This is a genomic window from Nocardiopsis sp. LDBS0036, assembly GCF_041228755.1.
Taxonomy (GTDB): Bacteria; Actinomycetota; Actinomycetes; order Streptosporangiales; family Streptosporangiaceae; genus Nocardiopsis; species Nocardiopsis dassonvillei.
Map to the genome: position 1 here is coordinate 1,902,581 of NZ_CP141103.1, position 21,987 is coordinate 1,924,567.

The 21,987-nt window shown below is 73.7% G+C and carries 17 protein-coding genes; 9 read left to right on the forward strand and 8 right to left on the reverse strand.

All coding sequences use genetic code 11. The features are described 5' to 3' along the window. Positions 1-31: 31 nt before the first annotated feature. A complete protein-coding gene (locus tag UIS43_RS07920) occupies positions 32-640 on the forward strand; it encodes an AAA family ATPase (protein ID WP_358169366.1) in 609 nt (202 codons plus the stop codon). Positions 641-657: 17 nt separating this feature from the next. Here UIS43_RS07920 and UIS43_RS07925 read toward each other — a convergent pair whose 3' ends face one another. After that, on the reverse strand, positions 658-1,548 hold the full coding sequence (locus tag UIS43_RS07925; RefSeq protein ID WP_013153875.1) for an alpha/beta hydrolase: 891 nt from the start codon (positions 1,546-1,548) through the stop codon (positions 658-660). Positions 1,549-1,713: 165 nt separating this feature from the next. On the opposite strand from UIS43_RS07925, the gene UIS43_RS07930 reads away from it, so the two are divergent. Next, positions 1,714-2,370, forward strand: coding sequence for a TetR/AcrR family transcriptional regulator (locus tag UIS43_RS07930; RefSeq protein WP_013153876.1), 657 nt, complete (start codon positions 1,714-1,716; stop codon positions 2,368-2,370). Here UIS43_RS07930 and UIS43_RS07935 read toward each other — a convergent pair. The 4 genes from UIS43_RS07935 to UIS43_RS07950 all read right to left on the reverse strand — a co-directional run bounded on the left by UIS43_RS07935 (position 2,360) and on the right by UIS43_RS07950 (position 9,096). Beyond that, positions 2,360-2,740 (reverse strand): potassium channel family protein, encoded by a 381-nt coding sequence (locus UIS43_RS07935; protein WP_370012912.1) that lies wholly within the window; start codon positions 2,738-2,740, stop codon positions 2,360-2,362. The genes UIS43_RS07930 and UIS43_RS07935 overlap by 11 nt on opposite strands. A 391-nt stretch (positions 2,741-3,131) precedes the next feature. Then, a complete protein-coding gene (locus UIS43_RS07940) occupies positions 3,132-5,528 on the reverse strand; it encodes a serine/threonine protein kinase (protein WP_370012913.1) in 2,397 nt (798 codons plus the stop codon). A gap of 204 nt (positions 5,529-5,732) precedes the next feature. After that, positions 5,733-7,094: a hypothetical protein gene (locus tag UIS43_RS07945; protein WP_370012914.1), complete on the reverse strand. Its 1,362-nt coding sequence runs from the start codon at positions 7,092-7,094 to the stop codon at positions 5,733-5,735. Beyond that, positions 7,084-9,096, reverse strand: a complete 2,013-nt coding sequence (locus UIS43_RS07950) for a hypothetical protein (protein WP_370012915.1) — start codon at positions 9,094-9,096, stop codon at positions 7,084-7,086. Before UIS43_RS07950 ends, UIS43_RS07945 begins: the two co-directional genes overlap by 11 nt. Positions 9,097-9,444: 348 nt before the next feature. Here UIS43_RS07950 and UIS43_RS07955 point away from each other — a divergent pair, with 348 nt between their 5' ends. Both UIS43_RS07955 and UIS43_RS07960 read left to right on the forward strand, forming a co-directional pair. Further along, complete coding sequence (locus UIS43_RS07955) at positions 9,445-9,696, forward strand: hypothetical protein (protein ID WP_013153881.1); 252 nt, start codon at positions 9,445-9,447, stop codon at positions 9,694-9,696. 561 nt (positions 9,697-10,257) lie between these two features. After that, positions 10,258-10,527: a hypothetical protein gene (locus UIS43_RS07960; RefSeq protein ID WP_013153882.1), complete on the forward strand. Its 270-nt coding sequence runs from the start codon at positions 10,258-10,260 to the stop codon at positions 10,525-10,527. A gap of 169 nt (positions 10,528-10,696) precedes the next feature. Here UIS43_RS07960 and UIS43_RS07965 read toward each other — a convergent pair whose 3' ends face one another. The 3 genes from UIS43_RS07965 to UIS43_RS07975 all read right to left on the reverse strand — a co-directional run bounded on the left by UIS43_RS07965 (position 10,697) and on the right by UIS43_RS07975 (position 15,393). Continuing rightward, complete coding sequence (locus UIS43_RS07965; RefSeq protein ID WP_013153883.1) at positions 10,697-11,128, reverse strand: SRPBCC family protein; 432 nt, start codon at positions 11,126-11,128, stop codon at positions 10,697-10,699. A gap of 206 nt (positions 11,129-11,334) precedes the next feature. Beyond that, the gene (gene acnA, locus UIS43_RS07970; protein ID WP_013153884.1) at positions 11,335-14,058 is read right to left on the reverse strand and encodes an aconitate hydratase AcnA; all 2,724 of its coding nucleotides are present in this window, start codon (positions 14,056-14,058) and stop codon (positions 11,335-11,337) included. Positions 14,059-14,457: 399 nt separating this feature from the next. Beyond that, positions 14,458-15,393, reverse strand: a complete 936-nt coding sequence (locus UIS43_RS07975) for an LLM class F420-dependent oxidoreductase (protein ID WP_013153885.1) — start codon at positions 15,391-15,393, stop codon at positions 14,458-14,460. Between the two features lie 125 nt (positions 15,394-15,518). Between UIS43_RS07975 and UIS43_RS07980 the strand changes: the two genes are divergently transcribed. The 5 genes from UIS43_RS07980 to UIS43_RS08000 all read left to right on the forward strand — a co-directional run bounded on the left by UIS43_RS07980 (position 15,519) and on the right by UIS43_RS08000 (position 21,880). Next, a complete protein-coding gene (locus UIS43_RS07980; RefSeq protein ID WP_013153886.1) occupies positions 15,519-16,106 on the forward strand; it encodes an RNA polymerase sigma factor in 588 nt (195 codons plus the stop codon). Then, entirely contained in the window at positions 16,103-16,903 is an 801-nt protein-coding gene (locus UIS43_RS07985) for a hypothetical protein (RefSeq protein ID WP_019608286.1), read from the forward strand. Before UIS43_RS07980 ends, UIS43_RS07985 begins: the two co-directional genes overlap by 4 nt. Further along, positions 16,900-17,790 carry an ATP-binding cassette domain-containing protein gene (locus UIS43_RS07990; protein WP_013153888.1) on the forward strand — a complete coding sequence of 297 codons (891 nt, stop codon included), beginning with the start codon at positions 16,900-16,902 and terminating at the stop codon, positions 17,788-17,790. The genes UIS43_RS07985 and UIS43_RS07990 overlap by 4 nt, the downstream gene beginning before the upstream one ends. Then, positions 17,787-19,418, forward strand: a complete 1,632-nt coding sequence (locus UIS43_RS07995) for a hypothetical protein (protein WP_358169370.1) — start codon at positions 17,787-17,789, stop codon at positions 19,416-19,418. The genes UIS43_RS07990 and UIS43_RS07995 overlap by 4 nt, the downstream gene beginning before the upstream one ends. Before the next feature lie 104 nt (positions 19,419-19,522). Beyond that, positions 19,523-21,880 (forward strand): M64 family metallopeptidase, encoded by a 2,358-nt coding sequence (locus tag UIS43_RS08000; protein ID WP_370012916.1) that lies wholly within the window; start codon positions 19,523-19,525, stop codon positions 21,878-21,880. Positions 21,881-21,987: the final 107 nt, after the last annotated feature.

Below are 21,987 nucleotides of genomic sequence, written 5' to 3' on the forward strand. Positions count from 1 at the left end.
AACTTCGCATCCGCCGCGTTAGGGTCCGAAGGTGAGCAGAGCACGCATCAGCACCGCCGAGCCGGGGTGGGCCGACCTCCTGGCCGAGGCGGTGCCGCCGCCCGCCTCGGCCCCGGGCCGAACGCGCGCCGTGGCGGTCGAGGGCCTCTCGGGCGCGGGCAAGAGCACGGTGGCCGACGCGCTGCGCGCGGCGCTGGTCCGGCGGGGCGAGGCCGCGGCCCTGCTGACCATGGAGGACCTCTACCCGGGGTGGCGGGGCCTGGAGGAGGGCTCGGAGCTGCTGCGCGAGTGGGTCCTGGCCCCGCTCTCGCGCGGGGAGCGGGCGGCCTGGCGGCGCTACGACTGGGAGCGGGGGGCGTTCGCACGGGAGTGGACGGCGCTGCCCGGCGACGTGGCGGCGGGCGGGGTCCTCGTGGTGGAGGGCGGCGGTTCCGGTGCCGCCGCCGTGCGCGGCCTGCTGGACCTGCTGGTGTGGGTGGAGGCGCCCGACGACGAGCGCGCGCGGCGGCTGGACGGCCGGTGGGACGCGTCGGTCTACGCGCCGCACCGGCGGACGTGGGCGGAGCAGGAGGAGGCGTTCCACCGGCGCGACCGCCCCCGGGAGCACGCCGACGCGGTGGTCGCCAACCCCGCCCGGTGACCGGCCGCCGGGTGCGGTCAGGCCCCGACCGCTCCCGGCACCTCCCCCTCGCCCCTGGCCGGTCCGCCGGGCTCACGGACGAACCCGGTGATGGCGTCGAGCACGGCCGGGTCGCGGAGCAGCGCGCTGTGCCCCAGGCCCGAGGTGGTGACCAGGCGCGCGCGCCCGTGGTGGGCGGCCAGCGTCAGGTGTGACTGCGCCGCGGGGACGACGGTGTCGTGCTCGTCGTGCAGCAGCAGGAGCGGCTGGGTGAGGGCGGCCCCCTCTCCCGCGGAGAAGCGGGTCCACACGGTCGGATCGCCCCCGAAGTGGTGTCCCTCGACCGCCCGGCGCAGGGCCGCGACGGCGCGGGGGCCCAGGCCGAGCGCCGCGGCGAAGGTGTGGACGGTGAAGGCGAAGTCCGACACCCCGGCCACCAGGACCGCCCGGTCGGCCTCGATCCCCTCGCGCAGGGCGTGCACGGCGAAGGGCGCGCCCAGGGAGTGCGCGACGACGGCCGCGAAGCGCCCGTGGCGGGACTGGAGCAGGCCCATGATCTCGCGCGCGTCCAGGATGGTGCCCACCGGTCCGGGTGTGGCCCCGTGGCCGGGCGCGTCCCAGGAGACGGGGCTGTAGCCGAGGTCGAGCAGCCGCCGGACGAGCGGCGCGAAGCGGGAGGCGCGCGACCTCCAGCCGTGGACGAGCAGGACGGGGAGCGCGCCGTCGCCCCAGGAGTAGGCGGCCACCTCCCATCCGCGTACCCGCAGGGTCTGGACGCGGGCCCGCTCGTGCAGGTCCAGGTCGGCGGCGGCGACGGCGCGCGGGCGGCCCGCGTGGGACCACAGCCGGCGCAGCAGCCTGCCTGCCAGGCGTGGGGCGGGCACGGCGGCCGCGTTGAGGGCCGTGCCGACGAGACGGGTGGTGTTCACGGGGGGGCTCTCTTCCGGTGGGGAGACTGGCGCCATAAAATTATACGAACGATCGTATTATTTGTTTGGCATGACGCCTCCGTCAAGAGGCTTGTATCCTGATGGCGTAAACGACCGACCGTTCACTCTTCGCCCCTGCGGGCGAAACCCGGGGGAAGGGCGCGTATGACCGCACGGACCGACGGACGGCTGCAACGGGGCGACCAGACCCGCAGGGCCGTGCTGGAGCACGCGGTGCACACGGCGTCGGTGGAGGGCCTGGAGGGCCTCTCCCTGGGGCGGCTCGCCAAGGAACTCGGGGTCAGCAAGAGCGGGGTGTTCGCCCACTTCGGTTCCAAGGAGGAGCTGCAGCTGGCCACCCTGGAGGCCGGACGCGCCGTCTTCGTCCGGCACGTGGTGCGCGACGCCCTGGAGGTGCGCCCCGGAGTGGAGCGGCTGTGGCGGCTGTGCGTGGACTGGATCGGCTACTCGCGCGGGCGCGTGTTCCGGGGCGGCTGCCTGTTCTACACCGCCATCGCCGAGTTCGAGTCCCGGCCCGGGCGCGTCCGCGACGCGCTGCGGGAGAGCAGCCGCCAGTGGCGTGACCTGCTCGCGCGCACCGCGGAGGACGCCCGCCAGCTGGGCGAGCTCTCCGGGGGGGCCGACCCCGCGCTGCTGGCCTTCGAACTGCGCGCCTTCATGGAGACCGCCAACTCGTTCTCCCTGCTGGAGGACGACCTGGAGACCCCCTACGCCGCCGCGCGCGCCGCCATCGCCGCCCGCCTGGACTCCCTGGCCGTTCCCGGCGCCCCGCGCCCCTGGGCCGGACCGGTCAACCGGTGACCGCGCGGCCCTCCTCCCGGCGCGGGCCGGTGAAGGCGCCGACGAGGCGGGCCACGACCGTGGTCAGGAACAGCGTCCCCACCACGCCCTCGGCCGCGGACAGCGAGCGCGCCCACGCCGAGACCGGCACGACGTCACCGTAGCCCGTGGTGGCCAGCGTGACGTAGGAGAAGTAGACGAACTGCTGCCAGGTGACCCGGGCCCCCGGGTGCGCTGAGTCGGCGAAGCTCCCGGGCCACAGGCTCTCCAGGGCGCCGAACACCGTGGTGAACAGACCGCCGAGCAGCAGGTAGACGCACACCGCCGCCAGGACGATCTCCAGCTCGTGGGTCCGGCTCCGGCGGTAGACGAACCGCAGCAGGGAGTACATGAGCGCGAGCTGGAAGGCCGCTCCCGCCGCCCGTCGCGCCGACCCAGGCCGCGCAGCAGAGCAGCGCCGCGCCCGTGGCGGCGGTGGGGGCGATCCGGTCGTGCGCCCCGCGCACCAGTACGACGCCGGAGAGCACCACGCCCACGTAGGCGACCAGGTAGAGCCCCGTCCAGACGGGTCCGTGGAGGGTGACCGGGTACCCGAACTGGAGCAGGACCACGAACACCAGGAACGCCCCCAGGCGCACGGGACGCCCCGGACCGCCTCCTGCTCTGCGCACGGTCCCCACTCTGGCACGACCGCTCCGCGGGGCGGCGGAGGCCGCGCCGGACCCCGGTGCGGACCGCACGGCGCGGGCGCCCGGGTCCGGGTCCGGCCCGCGCGGCGCGGGTCAGCTCCGCCCGCAGATCTCCCTGGCCCTGCGCAGGTCGCCCTGGATACGGGCGACGCCCGACGTCAGCTGCGGCAGCTGCGCCGCCGCGCCGTTGAGCTCCTGGGAGCGCTGGTTGCGCCGGGCCACGCCGCCGGAGACGACCCGCACGGTCACCTCCAGGGCGATGGCCCCGACCAGACCGAGCAGGCCCACGGACATGAGCAGACCGGCGGGCCCCTCCAGACCGTTGCCCGTCGCCATCCCGACGAGCAGACCGGCGGGGATGCCGAAGACGGCGAACCGGCAGAGCCGCAGCCCCAGGAGCAGGCGCTCCTGGAGCCTGACCCCGCGGCGCAGGTCGGCGTGGTCGGCGCTGACCTTGTTGTGCCGGGTCTCCCAGCTCCGCCTCTGCTCGGCCAGCGACCGCATGGTCGACAGGGCGCCGTAGACCACGGCCGCGTACCCGGCGCTGACGGGCGTCGGCGCGCTCTCGACGCGGCCCCAGAGGATCGACACCCATTCCCCCAGGCCCGTGTCGCCGCCGTCGCCGGGCGGCACCAGGCGCTCGGGGCGCAGCAGGAAGGCCAGGATGAGGGCGGCGCTCACGTTGACGCGCGCCGCGCGCCAGCCCTCCAGTTCTCCGGTCAGCTGCTCCTGGAAGGCGTTGGCGGCCCGTTCGGCCTCGTCGAGCTGATCGGCGAGCCGCATCAGGTCGCCGGAGTCGGCGCCGTGGTGGGCGCCCATGGTCCTGAGCACGCTCGGGCGGGCCATCAGGACCATCTCGTTGGCCTTGGGCGCACCGGTGAGCAGCGGGCGCGGGTCGTCGAACATCTCACCCAGCTCGGCCACGGTGGCGCCCCGGCCGCGGAAGATCGGCGGCAGGTCGGGACGCAGCTGTGAGACGAACGAGGCCAGCGCCAGGTTGGCGTCGTTGTTGACGTGTCCCCGGAACAGGGACCGGTCCACCGTGGTGTCGCCGAGGTCGTTGACGAGCCAGGCGCCCAGGGCCGCCCGTTCGGCCGGGTCGCTGAAGACCTGGACGGCCGCGCTCCAGTTCTGCTGCATGGCCTCGGCCAGCTCGCCCGGGTCGGTGAAGCGGATGCCGTGGAAGTGGTACGGGGGCACGCCCGACCGGTACGGCGGGGTGTGGGGACCGCTCACCGCACCCGCCCCGAACGCCCGGGAGTAGGGCGGCGGGGTGGGGGGGCCGCTCACCGCACCCGCCCCGAACGCCCGGGAGTAGGGCGGCGGGGTGGGGGGGCCGCTCACCGCACCCGCCCCGGACGCCGGGGTGTGGGGCGGCGGGGCCGTGGAGTACGGCGGCGCGGACGGCGGTGCCAGACCGGCCGCGGCGGCGCCCGAGGCCATCTGCGTGTAGGCGCGGGTCGCGTCCACCCTCGCGGCGTCCGCGGGAGCGACCCTGGTCGGGTCCACCGGGACCGGAGGGGCCACGCGGGTCGCATGGGTCCGCGGGTGCTCATCGGGGGCCACGCGGGTGGGATCGCTCTCCCACCGGGTGCTCGCGTCGGCCGGAGGCAGGACGCGGGTGCCGCCGTCGCCCGTCGCCGGGCGCGCGGCCGTGCCCTCGGCGGGCGCGGAGATCAGCAGGTTGAGCAGGGTGGTGGCGTCGGGGCGGCGGTCGGGGTCCTTGTCCAGGCAGGTGCGGACGATCCCGGCCAGCGGCTCGGCGAGGGGGCCGAGGTCGGGCTCGCCGCCCAGGATGCGGGCGATGCGGGAGGCCTGTGTCGGTCCGGGGAAGGCCTCGTGACCGGTGGCGGCGTAGACCATCACCGACCCCCAGGAGAAGATGTCCACCGCCGAGGTCAGCCGCATGCCCTCCAGCTGCTCGGGCGCCATGTACCCGATCGTGCCCACCACACCGCTGGCGGTGACCGAGGTGGTCTCGACCGCGCGGGCGATGCCGAAGTCGATCACACGCGGCCCGTCCGCGGCCAGCATGATGTTGTCGGGTTTGAGGTCGCGGTGCACGACCCCGGCCGCGTGGATCGCGGCCAGCGCGGTGGCCGTGGAGACGGCCAGGCGGTGCAGTTCGACGCCGCTGCGCGGGCCCGCGGTGGCCACGGCGCGCTGGAGCGTGGGACCGTCGATGAACTCGGTGGCGATCCACGGCTCGGCGGCCCCGGGGTCGGCGTCCAGGATCGCGGCGATGCAGAACCCGCTCACACGCCGGGCCTGCTCGACCTCGGTGCTGAAGCGGCGGCGCATCTCCGGATCCCCCGCCCAGCTGGCGTGCAGGATCTTGACCGCGGCGCGACCGCCGTCGGGGTCCTCTCCGAGGAACACCTCGCCGAAACCGCCGCGCCCCAGCGACCGCACCAGCCGGTACTTCCCCACCGTGCGGCCGGAGGGCTGACCCGCCCCGCCGCTACCCCTCTGGACGTGCTGGTCCTCCACCAGGCCACCCCGTATCCGTCGTCATCGCTTCCCCCGGCGAACCCATGACGGGCCCGTGGGAACTATAGCCACGTTTCGGTCGGCCCGGCCCCGGGGACATGGGCGGGCACCGAAGTCCCGTTCCCTGTGGTCCGATGCCGTGCGGGGGCGAAACGTTCTCTCCCCGTGCCCGTCCGAATACCTCCCCGCCTCACGGCCGGACCGTCAGCGGGCCCGCCCCCGGGGCCGGTGGTCGCCGCGCTGGACCCGCTGGACGAGGTCGTCGGTGAGCGTGCCGTAGCCGGTGGCGGCCCACACGCTCTCCTCCGCGGGCACCTCGTAGTAGGGCACCGGCGCGCCCTCGTGCTCGGCGGGCAGGACCACGGGACGCGCCCGGTTGCGGACGGCCTTGGCGCAGTCGGCGCACAGCGGGACGCGGATGGTGCGCGTCCCGCCGAACTCCCGCCAGGGCGTCACCTTGGTGTTCGTGCCGTGCAGCGGGTTGGCGTAGCAGTGGCGGCGCCGGACGGCGGAGCGCGCGCCCCCGGCCGCGCTCTCCAGCGCGTCCTCGGCCATGTCGAGCAGCACGAGCACGCCCACGGCGTCGGGCAGGGTGGCCCCCTCGGCGGCCATCCGGTCGTGGACCGCCGCGGCGGCGGAGCGGGCGTCCAGGGCGCGCTGGAGGCTCTGGCCCGATCTGGTGTCGGACCCCTGGTCCGCGTCCATGCGGCTCAGGCGCTCGCCCACCTCGATGAGGTCGCGCTCGCCCTGTTCGACCAGGGAGTCCAGCTGGGCGCGGTCGGCGTTGTCGAAGGCCGCGTGCTGGGTGATGGAGGCCGCCCTGCGCCTGCCCACGCGCGCGGTGAGGCGGCCGCGCACGAACAGCGCCAACAGGATCGCGAGCAGGACCGCGATGACGGCCCCGACCGCGAACAGCGGGCCGGATCCCGGACCGCTCCCCTGCCCGGCGTCCCCGCCCATGCCGGTGATGTGGGGGTTGGCCTCCTCGTAGGACCGGAGGGCCGCCTCGTAGGCCGCGCGCGGGTCGTCGGACAGCGCGGCCTCCACGGCCGCGTCGGCCTGCTGGAGCATGGAGCCGTCGAAGTCCGTCCCGTAGGAGGCGGCCAGGGCCCCGTGGTGCGCGGGGGCCGCCTCCTGGACACCGGGACCGTAGTCCTCCCCGTGGAACCCCGACACCTCGTCGTAGGCCAGGTAGTGCGCCTCGCCGCCGCCCCTGCGGTCGTGCACGACCGACACGAGCGTGGCCGCGTCACCGTTCCAGACGTCGCCGGACGTCAGGGGCACCGCGATCACGTACAGGTCCAGGTCGGAGGACTCGATGACCCCGGCGACCCGCTCCTGGTCCTGGGCCGGGAAGGCGGACTCGTAGGCGGGGTCGACGTAGACCGGCGACTCCTCCAGCGCGTCGGCGATGGCCTGGGTGCGGTCCTGTGGGCTTTGGGCGCCGGGGTCCTGCGCGTCCGACTCCTGGGCCAGGGCACCGGTCGCGGGGTACAGGAGCAGCACGGCGCAGGTCGCGGCCAGCGTCCGCGCCGCGTACCGGGCCGGTGGGGAATCAGCGGGCATCGATCTCCTCCAGGAGCCTCTCGGCCATACGCGCGGGGTTCTTGGCCCCGAAGCGGTACTCGACCCACGCGCGTTCGTTCATCGACAGGTGGTCCCGCCGCGTCCCCGCGCCGTCGCGCACGCGCAGCACGGCGGCCGTGCGCTGCTGGTCGGTCAGGTCGGCGCACGCCCGGCACACGGGGAACAGGCCCCGCCGCTCCCGTGGCCCGGCGCGTTCGAACGCCTCGGCGGGGCCGTGCAGGGGGTTGACCATGCACGGGGAGGTCTCGGCGGAACCGGGGTCCGCCAGGGCGGCGTGCGCCCTGCGGGAGACGACCGCCACGCCGACCAGGTCGAGGTCGTCGGGATCGGCGTCCATGACCATCAGCGCCGCCTCGACGGGGGGCATCATCGAGACGGGGAGGCGCCCGGCCCGGTCGGAGGAGACCAGGGCGGCCAGCCGCGCGCGCTCGCGCTCGGCCGTGCGGCGCAGGGCCCGCGGGGAGGGCCGGACCCGGCGCCGCACGCGCGAAGCCCGTACCAGGGCCGCCGTCCCCAGCACCGCGCCCAGCAGGAGCGCGCCGACGACGGGGCCCAGGAACAGCACTCCGGCCCAGAAGTCCTCCCAGAAGCGCGTCGTCCGCGGTTCGGGCACGGTCGCCGAGCTGTCGTACGGAGGCGGCGGGTCCCCCGCCTCCGGGTCGCGCGGAACCTCCTCCACCGCCTCCAGCAGCAGGGCGAACTCCTGAGCCGGGGTCATGGCCGCGCCCTCGTCCAACGCCTGGCCCAGGTAGTAGGAGTCCAGGTCGGTACCGAAGGCGAGCACGGTCGTCTCGGGCGTCTCCTCGTAGGACTCCTGGGTGATGACCGCGTAGACGCCGTCCTCGCCCAGGACGTGGCGCATCGCGTGCGCGAACCGCGCCGGGTCGCCCTCGCTCTCGTCGGTGTCGGCCATCGGCAGGAGGACCGCGTACACCGGGACGGAGGAGCGCTCCGCGCGCTCGGCGACGTCCGCGAGCCCCTCGCGGGACAGCGGGCTCAGGGGGTCCACGTAGAGGGGTCCGCCGCCGAGCCCGTCCACCACCCGTTCCACGCGCACGGTGGAGGTCACGTAGGGCGGCTGCGACCGGGCCTGCTCCAGGGGGTCGGGGCGTTCGCTCGCGCCCAGGGGCACGCTGTCCATGTAGTACAGGGCTCCGGCCACACCGGCGGCGGGCAGGGCCAGTCCGAACACCGAGGCGACCGCGACCGCGGCGACCGTGCTGCCGCCCCTGCGGCGTGTCCACCACACGTGGCAGAGGGACAGGGTGAGCAGCGCGCCGGTCGCGGTGCTGACCAGGAAGCCCAGGTTGCTGGGCCCGACCGACGTGGTCGGGTCCAGGTCCTCCAGGAACTCCTCCCAGGCCGTGGGGCTCCGGTAGGCGTCCTGCTCCGCGGAGTACTCCTGCCGGAGGCGGTCGGCCGTGGCCTGCGCGTCCGGGTCGGTCAGGGCCGCCGTGAAGGCGTCGGCGACCTCGTCGAGCGGGGCGCCGTAGTAGTCCAGCTCGGAGGAGTAGCGCACCGCGTCGGAGGCGGCGTCCACCGGCAGGTCCGCGCCCGCGGCCCGGGCCAGGGGAACGCTGTCGGGCTGGAGCAGGACGTAGAGGCCGTCCGCGCCGACCCGGTCGATCAGGGCGGGCAGCATGTCCCCTCCCCACCGCGGCTCGGTGCCGGGGAAGGGGCTGGCGACGACGTGGTAGGGCACGTCCAGGGCGCCGAAGGAGTCGTGGAGGTCGGCCTCCAGCTCCTCCAGGTCGTAGCGGCCTGCCAGGGCGTCGTCCACGACCACGGCGGCGCCCTCGGGCTGTTCGGCGAGCAGGGCGGCGTAGTGCTCCGCGGGGGTCACGCGCTCCTCGCGGGTCCCGGTTCCGGGCTCGGGCTGCGCCGAGGCGGGGGCGGCTCCGAGGACAGGAAGGAGGATCAGCAGCGCCGGGAGGACGACGGCCGACATGAGCCGGAGGAGGGGGCTGGTGGGGCCGGGCATGCGGTGAGCATAGCGGAGGTTTACGGACATCAGCCGGGGTGGGACCGGTCCCCGGCGGCGGACGCGGACGGGTCGGGAAGGCCGGGAGGCCCCGCCCCGCAGGGGGTCCGGACGCCGCGCCCGGCGGCTTCGGTACGCTCCGCACACGCTTTTTTGCTGAATGTCCCGATTTTGGAGTTTAGTCAGCTTTCTGGTGTTCCCCCTTGGCCCGTCCGGCCGCAGGCTGGGAAGCGGGGAGAACGCCCGGTGGTTCCACGCGCTTTCGCACCTCGCGGACAGCGCCGACCTGCGACCGCCCGCACGGCGTCGGAGTTCCCCGCACCAAGCCACGAAGGGAAACCCACTGTCATGCAGAAGAAGACCCTGCGCCGCATCGCGATCACGGCCGTCGCCGCACCCGCCCTGGCGTTCGGAGCACCGGCTCTGGCCTCGGCGGACGCGTACTACGAGGTGGAGTCCAGCGGCGCCAACTCCCACGGGGCGTACAACTACGAGCTCGAGGCCTTCGCCGGTGACGGCAAGTCCTGGTTCGAGGAGTCCTTCAACGTCGCCGGCAAGGGCGGTGCCTACTCCTCCAGCACGGAGAGCGGCGCCGGCTAGGGTCGCAGGCTCACGATGACGGCTCCCGGCGCCGCACGGCGGCGCCGGGAGTTCGCGTGTCCGCGACCGAGCGAAGTCCTCGGCGCCCGGGACGGTCCGGCCCTGACGCGCGGGCCGCGCACCGGCGGCCTCCGATCCCGCGCGGCGCCCGAGGGCCCGGCCCGGACACGCGGGTCCCACGTGGGACCCCGGTGGGGGTGAGATGTCCGGGGTTTACCCCCCGACGCCGCCGCGAGCCCTCTTCCGGGCGCCCCCGAGGACGCTCCCGTACGTCCCGCCGAGCAGAACCCGCGCCAGCGCGCGGATGCCGCCGCCGACCCGGCTCCCCGGCGGCGCCCCGAAGGCACGCGGGGCGCGACATCCCGATTTTGATGTTTGCGCAGATCCCCAGTGTTCCCTCTTGGGTCGCCCCGGCGTCAGGATGAACAAAGAAGACAAAAAGGACGAAAGGGACGTAGTCCGGCAGTGTCACGCGTCCAGCACCGCGCCGACGGTGCAGCTGGAGGCGAGGGCACGCTCACGGCCGCTCCCCGCACCGAGCTTCGAAGGGAACCCACCACCATGCAGAGGAAGACCCTGCGCCGCTTCGCGTTCACCGTCGTCGCCGCACCCGTCCTGGCGCTCGGGGCTCCGGCCCTGGCCTCGGCGGACAGCTACTACTCGTCCAGCTGGTCGGGGGCCGGTGGAGACGGTGCGTACAGCTACGTGGTCAAGTCCGGCAGCGGCCACGGCCACGGCCACGGGCACGGCCACAGCTGGTACTACCACTCCTGGTCGCACGCCGGTCCCCACGGGGCCTACCACTCCAGCGTCAGCAGCGGCAGCCACTGACACACCGGACGCGAGGGACGGCTCCCGGCGCCGCACGGCGGCGCCGGGAGTCCGCGTGTCCGGGACGGAACGGACACCTCGGCGCCCGGGACGGTCCCGCCCCGGACACGGGCCGGGCCCCCGCAGCCGAGGAGGCCGCGGGGGCCCGGGACCGGCTCCGGGCCCGGCGTCAGCCGGTCGGGTTCTCCCGGCCGGGCTCGACGAAGGCCTTGAAGCGCTTCATGTCGCCCTTGGCACGGGTCTTGACCAGTCCGAGCTTGTCCCCGAGCTGCTCGACCACGCCCTCCGGGACGGTCTTGAGCTGGAGGGTGATCCTGCTGCTGGTGTCGGACAGCCGGTGGAAGGTCACCACCCCCGCGTGGGTCGTGCCGTCCGTGGTCTTCCAGGCGATCCGCTCCCCGGGGACCTGTTCGGTGACCACGGCCTCGAACTCCCTCTTCTGGCCACCGATCTCGATGGTCCAGAGCATGTGCCCGTCACCGGTGCGGACGACCTTGTCGACCCCCTCCATGAAGGAGGGGAACTCCTCGAACCGCGTCCACTGGGCGTAGGCGGCGGTGACCGGGACGTCGACCTCCACCGTCTCGATGATCTCTGACATTGATCCGGTTCCTTCGCCGTAGGTTGCGTTCGTTCCCTACCCGTGCCGCTACCCGAGCCGACGCGGGCAAACCGCGATGGCTATACCTTTTCGTTACCTGGAGGAGGGACGAACGCGAACGGGGCCGCCACCGTCGCTCGGACGGTGGCGGCCCCGCGAAACCGCGTGGGGCGTCCGCGCACGGGTCCGCCCGCGCGCGGACCCGCCTACTTGGCGATCAGCTGGCGCAGCACGTACTGCAGGATGCCGCCGTTGCGGTAGTAGTCGGCCTCACCGGGGGTGTCGATGCGCACCACGGCGTCGAACTCCACGCCGGTGTCGGTGCTGACCTTCACCGTGGCCGGGGTGGTGCCCTCGTTCAGCTCGGTCACGCCGGTGATGGAGAAGGTCTCCTCGCCGGTCAGGCCGAGGGAGTCGGCGGACTGGCCCTCGGGGAACTGGAGGGGCAGGACGCCCATCCCGATCAGGTTCGAGCGGTGGATGCGCTCGTAGGACTCGGTGATGACCGCGCGCACGCCCAGCAGGCTGGTGCCCTTGGCCGCCCAGTCGCGCGAGGAGCCGGAACCGTACTCCTTGCCGCCCAGGACGACCAGCGGCGTACCCTGCTCGGCGTAGTTGCGCGCGGCGTCGTAGATGAACGACACCGGGCCCTCGGGCTGGGTGAAGTCGCGGGTGTAGCCGCCCTCGGTGCCCGGCGCGATCTGGTTGCGCAGGCGGATGTTGGCGAACGTGCCCCGGATCATCACCTCGTGGTTGCCGCGGCGCGAACCGTAGGAGTTGAAGTCGCGGCGCTCCACGCCGTTGGCCTTGAGGTACTCGGCCGCGGGGGTGCCCGGCTTGATGGCGCCGGCCGGGGAGATGTGGTCGGTGGTGACCGAGTCGCCCAGCTTGGCCAGCACCCGGGCGCCGGTGATGTCGGTGACCGGGGCCGGGGTGGTCTCCATGCCCTCGAAGTAGGGGGGCTTGCGGACGTAGGTCGACTCGCCCTCCCACTCGAAGGTGTTGCCCGTCGGGGTGGGCAGCGAGCGCCAGCGCTCGTCGCCGGCGAACACGTCCGAGTACGCGGACTCGTACATGTCCGAGGCGATCGCGGAGTCCATGACCTGCTGGATCTCCTCGGCGCTGGGCCAGATGTCGGCCAGGAAGACGGGCTCGCCGTCCTTGTCGATGCCCAGCGGCTCCGTGGTGATGTCCACGTCCAGTGACCCGGCCAGCGCGTAGGCGACCACCAGCGGCGGCGAGGCCAGGTAGTTCATCTTCACGTCCGGGTTGATCCGGCCCTCGAAGTTGCGGTTGCCGGACAGGACCGCGGTGACGGCCAGGTCGTTGTCCTGGACGGCCTGGGAGATCTCCTCCGGCAGCGGGCCGGAGTTGCCGATGCAGGTGGTGCAGCCGTAGCCGACCAGGTTGAAGCCCAGCTTGTCCAGGTACGGGGTCAGGCCGGAGCGCTCGTAGTAGTCGGTGACGACCTTGGAGCCCGGGGCCATGGAGGTCTTGACCCACGGCTTGCGGGTCAGGCCCTTCTCCACCGCCTTCTTGGCCAGCAGGGCGGCGCCCAGCATGACCGAGGGGTTGGAGGTGTTGGTGCAGGAGGTGATCGCGGCGATCACCACGGCGCCGTGGTCGATCTCGGTCTCGGTGCCGTCGGCCATGGTGACCTTGACGGCCTTGTGCGGACGGGCGCCGTTGGCGGTCTGGGACGGGGCGTCCGAGGCCGGGAAGGACTCCTCGCCCGCCTCGTCGGTGCTGTCCTCGACGTAGTTGCGCACGTCGTGGCGCCAGGTGCTCTTGGCCTCCGACAGCGCGATGCGGTCCTGCGGGCGCTTGGGGCCGGCGATGGAGGGGACCACCTCGGCCAGGTCGAGCTCCAGGTACTCGGAGAACTCGGGCTCGTTGGCCGGGTCGTGCCAGAAGCCGTTGGCCTTGGCGTAGGCCTCGGTCAGGGCCACCTGCTGCTCGGAGCGGCCGGTCAGCTTCATGTACCGGATCGTCTCGTCGTCGATCGGGAAGATCGCGGCGGTGGAGCCGAACTCCGGGCTCATGTTGCCGATGGTGGCGCGGTTGGCCAGCGGCACGGAGGCCACGCCCTCGCCGTAGAACTCGACGAACTTGCCGACCACGCCGTGCTGACGCAGCATCTCGGTGATGGTGAGCACCAGGTCGGTGGCGGTGGTGCCGGGCTGGAGCTCACCGGTCAGCTTGAAGCCGACCACGCGCGGGATGAGCATGGAGATCGGCTGGCCGAGCATGGCGGCCTCGGCCTCGATGCCGCCCACGCCCCAGCCCAGGATGCCCAGGCCGTTCTGCATGGTGGTGTGCGAGTCGGTGCCGACGCAGGTGTCGGGGTAGGCCTGGCCGCCCCGGCTCATGGTGACGCGCGCCAGGTGCTCGATGTTGGCCTGGTGCACGATGCCGGTGCCGGGCGGGACGACCTTGAACTCGTCGAAGGCGGTCTGGCCCCAGCGCAGGAACTTGTAGCGCTCGTAGTTGCGCTCGTACTCGATCTCGACGTTGCGCTCGAAGGCGTCGGGGCGGCCGAAGAGGTCGACGACGACGGAGTGGTCGATCACCAGCTCGGCGGGGGCGAGCGGGTTGATCTTGTCCGGGTCGCCGCCCATGTCGCGCACGGCCTCGCGCATGGTGGCGAGGTCGACGACGCAGGGGACGCCGGTGAAGTCCTGCATGATCACCCGCGCGGGGGTGAACTGGATCTCCTGGTTGGGCTGGGCCTTGGGGTCCCAGCCGCCCAGGGCCCGGATGTGGTCGGCGGTGACGTTCGCACCGTCCTCGGTGCGCAGAAGGTTCTCCAGCAGCACCTTCAGGCTGTAGGGAAGCCGACTGGAGCCCTCCACGGTCTCCAGACGGAAGATCTCGTACGACTCGTCGCCAACGCGCAACGTGTCACGGGCGCCGAAGCTGTTCGCGGACACGGTGTCTGCCTCCTGATCTCGCCACTTACGTTCCCAGCATCCTCCCCCATGGGGCGGACGCGGGACCTGTTGAGGCCGCCCTGACCGGTTGCCGGGGGCGAAGGGCCGCGGGGGTTGACCTCCGCCTGCCTCCCGGCCTCCGTCAGGCCCGCCGTGGCCTGCGGCGACACCACTCGCCACCGGCCGGGCGGCCCACTGGTAGCGGGCGCCCACGTTGTCCGGACCGGGTGCGCTCAAGCGGTCAACTTCACACACCCGAACCGGGAGCGGGCCGAGGGGAACCCCGCTGTTATCTTGATGTCAAGGTATCTAACTTGTATCTCGATATCAAGTTATCGGGCGGCCGCCGACGGTGTGCGACCGCCCCCGGCTGAACCTCCACCCCTTTGGGGCTCCGGATCAGTCCAGCTGCGGCGCGACCTGCGAGGCCACCAGCTCCAGGTGGTCCAGGTCGGACATGTCCAGCATCTGGAGGTACATGCGCTCGGCGCCCGCCTCGGCGAAGCGGCCGATCTTGTCCACCAGCTCGTTTGGGGTGCCCGCCAGGCCGTTCTCCCGCAGCTCGGGGACCTCGCGGCCGATCCGCTCGGCCCGCCGGGCCACCTCGGCCTCGTCCCTGCCCGCGCAGAGCACCTGCGCGGCGGAGTAGACCATCGGCGCGCTGCGCCCCGAGGCCCGCACCGCGGCCCGGGTCCGCTCGAAGGCGGCCGAGGTGTCCTCGATCGAGTTGAAGGGCACGTTGTACTCGTCGGCGTACTTGGCGGCCAGGCGCGGCGTGCGCTTGGGGCCGGTGCCGCCGATCAGCACCGGCGGACGCGGACCCTGCTGCGGCTTGGGCAGCGCGGGCCCCTCGGCCAGGCGGTAGTGCTTGCCCTCGTAGCGGAAGGTCTCCCCCACCGGGGTCGACCACAGGCCGGTGATGATGTCCAGCTGCTCCTCGTAGCGGTCGAAGCGCTCACGGGCGGTGGCGGGGAAGGGGATCCCGTAGACCGCGTGCTCCTCCTCGAACCAGCCCGAACCGAAGCCGAACTCCACCCGGCCGTCGCTCATGCGGTCGACCTGGGCGACGGAGATCGCCAGGGGCGCGGGGTGACGGAAGGTCGCCGCGGTCATCAGCGTGCCCAGGCGGATGCGGGAGGTGTCCCGGGCGAGCCCGGCGAGAGTGATCCAGGCGTCGGTGGGCCCGGGGAGGCCGCTGACGTGATCCCCCATGTGCAGATAGTGGTCGGACCTGAACAGAGCGTCGAAGCCCAGGTCCTCGACGGCCCTGGCGACGGTGAGCTGGTCCTCATAGGTGGCCCCCTGTTGGGGCTCAAGGAAGATCCTCAGACGCATAAGCCCCATTTTCTCCCACGCCGCGGACCAGACCGGAACCGCCGCGCGGTTACCGTGGAAAAGGCGCGTCCGCGCCCCGCCCGTCCGCCGAACCGAAGCGCCCGCCTTCCGCGATAGTCCCTCCTGTGAAGCTGCTCCGCCGCGCGCGCCGCCGCGCGCCCTCCTACGACCCGGACAGCACCGACCCGGTGCTGCTGGCCGCCGTCGCCGCGGGCGAGACCCGCGCGCTGGAGTTCCTGCACCGCAGGCACGCCACCTGGCTGCGGGCCAGGCTGCGCTACCGGTGCTCCGACCCCGATCAGCTCGACGCCGCCCTCCAGGAGACCTTCCTGGCCGTGTGGAGGAACGCGGGTTCCTTCACCCCCCGCCCCGGCGACACCGACGCCGGAGCCTGGCTGTGGACCATCGCGATCCGCCAGCTCATCTCCCAGCTGCGCAAACGCGCCAACCGCTGGATCGCCGACAGCGACAGCGAACCCTACGAGACCATCGGCGACGCCTCCGCCGAGGACACCGTGCTGCTCAACATCGAGCACGGCCCGTTGGGCGCCGCCCTGCACTCCCTCTCCCCGGAACTGCGCTCGGCCATCCAGGCCACCGTGCTGGACGGGCTCACCGTCCGGGAGGCCGCGCAGATCCTCCAGGTCCCCGAGGGAACCGTCAAGACACGGGTCATGCGCGCCAAGGCGCGGCTACGGGAGGCACTGACATGAGCTGGCACCTGACCCCTGCCCAGGCACACGAGTACGCCCACCACCGTTCCGACGACGTCACCGCCATGTCCGTGGAGGCACACATCACCCACTGCGCGCCCTGCCGCGACCTGCTGCCCGCCGACGAGCCCTGGCTGGCCCGGAGCTGGGAGGACCTGCGCGACGTCGTGGACCGCCCCCGGCGCGGGCCAGTCGAGTCCCTGCTGTCCTCGCTGGGGCTGGGCGAGGGCACCGCCAAGCTGCTGGCCGCCACCCCCTCCCTGTACCGGGCCTGGCTGCTGGCCACGGTCGTGGTGCTGACGGCCGCCCTGCTGGCCGCCCACCACCTGCCGCACGGCTCGCTGATGTTCACCTTCACCGCCCCGGTGGTGCCCCTGGCCGGGGTGGCCCTGGCCTACGGGCGCGGGGTGGACCCGGCCCACTCGCTGACCTCGGTCACGCCGCTGGCGGGCCAGCGGCTGCTGTTCCTGCGCACCTGCGCGGTGCTGGTGCCCGCGCTGACCCTGTGCATGTCGGCGGCGCTGCTGCTGCCCCACGCGCACACCCCGTGGAAGGCGGTGTTCTGGCTGCTGCCCGCCCTCACCCTGGTCGCCGGGTCCCTCGTGCTCAGCCGCTGGATGCACCTGGGCGCGGCCAGCGCCGCGGTGGGGCTGCTGTGGCTGGTCGCCCTGGGCGTCCTGACCGCCTCCGAGGACGCCACGCCCCTGCACCTGCTCGCGCCCCAGGCCCAGGTGTGGTGGGCGGGCGCGCTCACCGCCCTGCTCGGCGCGCTCCTGCTGCGGGTGAGGACGGCGTGAGCACGACGACCGCACGGGCCGCCGTCAGCGTCCGGGGGCTGGGGCACCGCTACGGCACCCGCACCGCCCTGGCCGGGATCGACCTGGACCTGGGTCCCGGCGTGACCGGGCTGCTGGGGCGCAACGGCGCGGGCAAGACGACCCTGCTGCGCTGCCTGGCCACCGACCTGGAGGCCGACGACGGAGAACTGCGCGTACTCGGACACGACCCCGCGCGGGCCGCCGAGCGCACCGAGATCCGCCGCCACCTGGGCTACCTGCCGCAGAACCCCGAGTTCTATCCGTACTTCACCGCGTTCGGCCTGCTGGACTACATGGCGGTGCTCAAGGAGCTGGGCGGGCGCCGCGCCCGCCACGACGAGGTGCGCCGGGTCCTGGAGCGGGTCGGTCTCCACGACCGCCGCCACAGCCGGGTCCGGCGCCTGTCCGGCGGTATGCGCCAGCGGCTGGGCCTGGCCTCGGCCCTGCTCGGCGACCCCCGGGTGCTGCTGCTGGACGAGCCGACCATCGGCCTGGACCCCGAGCAGCGCATCCGGTTCCGCGGCCTGGTCTCGGAGCTGGCCGTGCGCAGCACCGTGGTGCTCTCCACCCACCAGATCGAGGACGTGGCCGCCCTGTGCCAGCGCGTGGTGTGCCTGGACGCGGGCAGGGTGATCTTCGACGGGACCCCCCGCGCGCTGGTGGACGGGGCGCGCGGGCACGTGTGGGAGCGCGACGGCCGCCCCGGCCGGGAGTACACCTCCTGGCGCCTGGCCGACGGGCGCTACCGGGTACTCACCCCCGCAGGCGGCGCCGCGCCCGGCCCCTCCGAGGGTCTGGAGCCGGTCGAACCCAGTCTGGAGGACGCCTACCTGCTGCTCACCGGCGTGGAACAGGACGACCGGTGAACCCCGCCCGGCACGCGGTCGGCGCCGGACCCGCGCGGGGGGCGCCCACCGGTCAGGAGGCCGCGACCCCGGACTCCAGCCCCTCCCGGACACGCTCCGCACGAAGGCACGCCGCCCGGAGCACGGCCACGTTCGCCCGCCTGACCTGGTTCAACGCACTCCGCCTGGTCCGCAACCCGTTCGTGCTCCCGGGCTCCCTGGCGGGCATGTACCTGCTCGTGTCCCCGGACTGGGCGAGCGCGACGGCCACCCTGGAGCACTGGTACGCCAACGCCAACGCCGCCGCGACGGCCGTGGGCGCGGTGCTCTTCGCCGCGGTCGCCTTCCCCGCCATGCGCGAGGCCCGCTACTGTCCGCGCCTGGTCTCCCCGCTGGGCCGAACGGGACGGCTGCTGTCCCTGATGGCGGCGTCCTCACTGGTCGGCACGGTGCTGGTCGTGCTGTGGGCCGGGGTGGACCGCTGGCTGTCCCCTCCCCTGCTGGGCACGCTGAGCCCGTCCGCCTACCCGGCGCCCCTCCTGTTGGCGGCCGCGGGCCCGCTGCTGTCCATCGCCCTGGTGGCGTGGACCCGCTCCTACCTGCCGCTGATCGTGACCCTGCTGGCCCTGCCCGCCTACTGGCTGTACGGCGTCTCGGCGGTGGACGCCAACCTGTCGAGCGCCGTGCTCCGGGTGGAGTGGGCGGCCCGCGTCGCCCTCGACCCCTTCAACGTGAGCGCCCCCTCCGTCACGGACGTGGCCACCGCCTATCTGGTCTACTCGGTGCTGGTCGTGGCCCTCCTGGCCGTCCTGGCCATGGCCGCGCGGGGCCGCCGTGCCCACCGGGCGGCCTGCCTGGGCGCGGCCGCCGTGCTGCTGGCCGCCGCCGTCGGCACCGTCGTCCACGGCCGCCAGATCCAGCCGCTGTACGCCCCTATCCCCGACAGCCGGGTGTACGGCGCGCAGGGGCCGCCCTGTCAGACCAGGGAGGGCGTCACCTACTGCCCCCTGCCCGGCTTCGAACCGTGGGTGGAGCGCTGGCACGGCGCCCTGGGCCCGGCCATGGACCTGCTGCCCGAGGTCCCGCGCGAGCGCATGCCCGTGGTGTGGCAGGAGAGCTTCTCCTACCACCGGGAGCTGGACGTGCCCCGGGACCGGGACGTGGTGGTCCACGCGTACACGGGCGACTGGGACCACTACTGGCAGACCGCGATGGTGGGCGAGGCGGCCCGGGTGGTCCTGGGCCTGTCCGACCCCTACGAGACCGGGTGTCTGGGCACCGGGCAGGCGCGCGTGCTGCTGGCGGCGTGGCTGGCCGCCGGCGTGGAGGGCCTGTCCCGCTACGACACCCTGGACACGCTGGCCGCGAACCTGTACGCCTACCAGCCCTCCCCGGTGGACCTGGAGCTCTCCCTGGCCATGGCCGACCTGCCCGAGGAGCGGGTGAGCCGGGTCCTGGAGCGGAACTGGGAGGAGCTGACCGACCCGCGCACGACCAGCCTCGAGCTGGCGCGGCTGCTGGACACGCCGCTGCGGGAGTCCTCCACCGAACCCGCCGGGCCCGGGGACTGGCAGCGGCTCTACCCCCAGCACCAGTACCACACCCACGAGGAGGACCCGGGGCGGTACGTCCGGCCCGTGTGCGGCTGAACCGCGGCCGGGTTATCGAATCACCTATGCCCCGCGCTCTGGATCGGCCCCGCCCGCCTCCCTAGGCTTCCGGGCACGTCGCACCAGAAACGAGGCCACTCCCCGTGCGCAGAACCACGGCGGCACTCGCCGCCCTCCCCCTCCTGACCGCGGTCCTGACCCCCGCCGCACCCGTGGCGGCCGAGACCTCCCCCTCCGAGGCGCGGGTGGTGCCGATCCAGGTCACCGGCGCCCCCTCCGAACGCTTCAACCTGGTCATCCTCGGCGACGGCTACACCGAGGAGGAGATGCCGCTCTTCCGCGAGCAGCTCGACCAGCACCTCAACGTGCAGTGGAGCATCGAGCCCTTCCGCACCTACCGCAACTACCTCAACGTGTACGCGGTGCAGACGCCCTCGGCCGAGTCGGGCGTGGACTGCGACCCGGCCCGTGAGGACCAGGAGCGCGACACCGCCCTGGACATGGGCTTCTTCAACGGCTGCGACCCCGAAGCCCTGGAACGGCTGCTGACCGTGGACGAGGAGGCCGCCGAGGCCGCGGCCGACCTGGTGCCCGGCGTGAGCGCGGACAACCGGCAGATCCTGGCCCTGGCCAACAGCGGCACCTACGGGGGACGCGGCGGCGCCACCGCCACCGCATCCTCGGGCAACGCCCTGTCCGCGCTGATCAGCCCGCACGAGCTCGGGCACTCCCTGGGAGAGCTCCAGGACGAGTACCCGTACTACTTCCGCGACACGAGTCTGGGCCGCTACACCGGAGGGGAACCCGACTCGGCCCACCACACCCTGATGTCGTCGCGGGAGATGCTCGACCGGCGGGAGAAGTGGTGGCGCTGGCTCGGTGAGGAGAGCGAGGCGGGCGGGACCATCGGCGCCGCCGACCCCGACGGCCACGAGGGCGGGTTGTACCACTCCGAGGGCGTGTGGCGCCCCAGCGAGCACTCCATGCTCAAGTCGCTGGGCTACTACTTCGACCAGGTCGCCCGGGAGGTGATGGTCCAGCGGATCTCCGGCCTGCGCGACCGGGGCGAGATGCCGGTGTCCTCCACCCCCGAGGGCGAGGTGGGGCCCGAGGACGCCGTGTGGGTGGAGGGCCCCCACCCCGTCTTCCACGAGCTGGAGTACACCTGGTCGGTCGACGGCGAGGAACTGCCCGAGGCGGCTGGCTCGCGCGCCCTGGACCTGTCCGGGCTCGGCCTCGACGAGGGGGCGAAGGTGAGCGTCCGGGTGCAGGACCCCACCGGTTTCGTCCGCGATCCGCTCATCCGCGAGTCCGCCGCCCTGACGCAGACGCGCTCCTGGACCGTCGGGGAACCGCTGCCCGCGGACGCGGGGACCGTGGAGTTCACCCGCTTCCGCGACACCGCGCGCGCCGTCGGCGGCGACGAGGTGGTCTACGCCGAGACCTCACGCCCCACCGACCGGGTGCTGGACGTGGCCTGGACCCTGGACGGGCGTGAGGTGTCCACCTCCGCCGACGGGCGCACCCTGGACCTGGGCGAGGTCGCCCCCGGCGCGGGCACGCACACGCTGACCGCCGCGGTCACCGACCCGGCCGCCCCGGGCGGGGACTCCCAGACCCTGGTCTGGACGGTGGACAACACCGCTCCCACCGCGCCGCGCGAGCTGTCCGAACCCGCCGCCACCGCCGGGGAGGACCACCACATCCACCTCAACGCGTTCTCCATGCGGCTCTCGCCGCGCGACGACGGCGAGGGCCACGTCGTCGGGGAGTTCCGCGTCGACGGCGACGGCTGGCACCACTACTACGGCTGGCCCGACGACCCCGGGGCGCCGTTCAGGTTCACCCCGGACGGCACGAACGTCGACGACCTCGTCTACGGAAGCCTGGGCAGCGGCGGGCTGTCCACGGCGGTGTTCGAGGTCGACGGACACGAACCGGGCTGGGGGACGCACACGGTGGAGCACCGCGCCGTCGACGCGGCGGGCAACACCGGCTCCCCCGACTCCTTCCGCGCGACCGTCGTCCCCGCGGCCGACCCCGAGTGCACCGAGACCGTCACCGGAACGGTCCGGGGCGGCCTGGACGTGGACTCGGGCGTGGTCTGCCTCGACGGGGCCGTGGTGAGCGGCGGCGTGGACGTGGCCGCGGGCGCCTCGCTCGTCGTGGACGGCGGGTCGCTGCGGGGCGGGCTGAACGCCGACGGCGCCCACACCGTCCGGCTCACCGACACCGAGGTCCGCGGCGCGGTGCGCGTCAGCGGGACCACCTCGGAGGTGATGGTCCTGGGCTCGGAGCTGACGGGTTCGCTGGCCCTGCACGGCAACACCCAGGTCCCGTCCCCGACCTGGACCGGGGCCCCCGGGGGCTACGGCCCGGTCCTGGCGGGCAACAGCGTCCGGGGCTCTCTGTCCTGCACCGGCAACAGCCCGGCGATCGCCGACTTCGGCGCCGCCAACGACGTCATGGGCTCGACCGCCGGGCAGTGCGCGCACCTGTGACCGGCCGTGCCGCCGGGGCGTGGGGCCGTCGCCTCCCGCCCCGGCGGTCCCGGTGGACTCCACCACCGCACGGGCCCGGGACCGGCTGCCGGTCCCGGCCGCGGTGC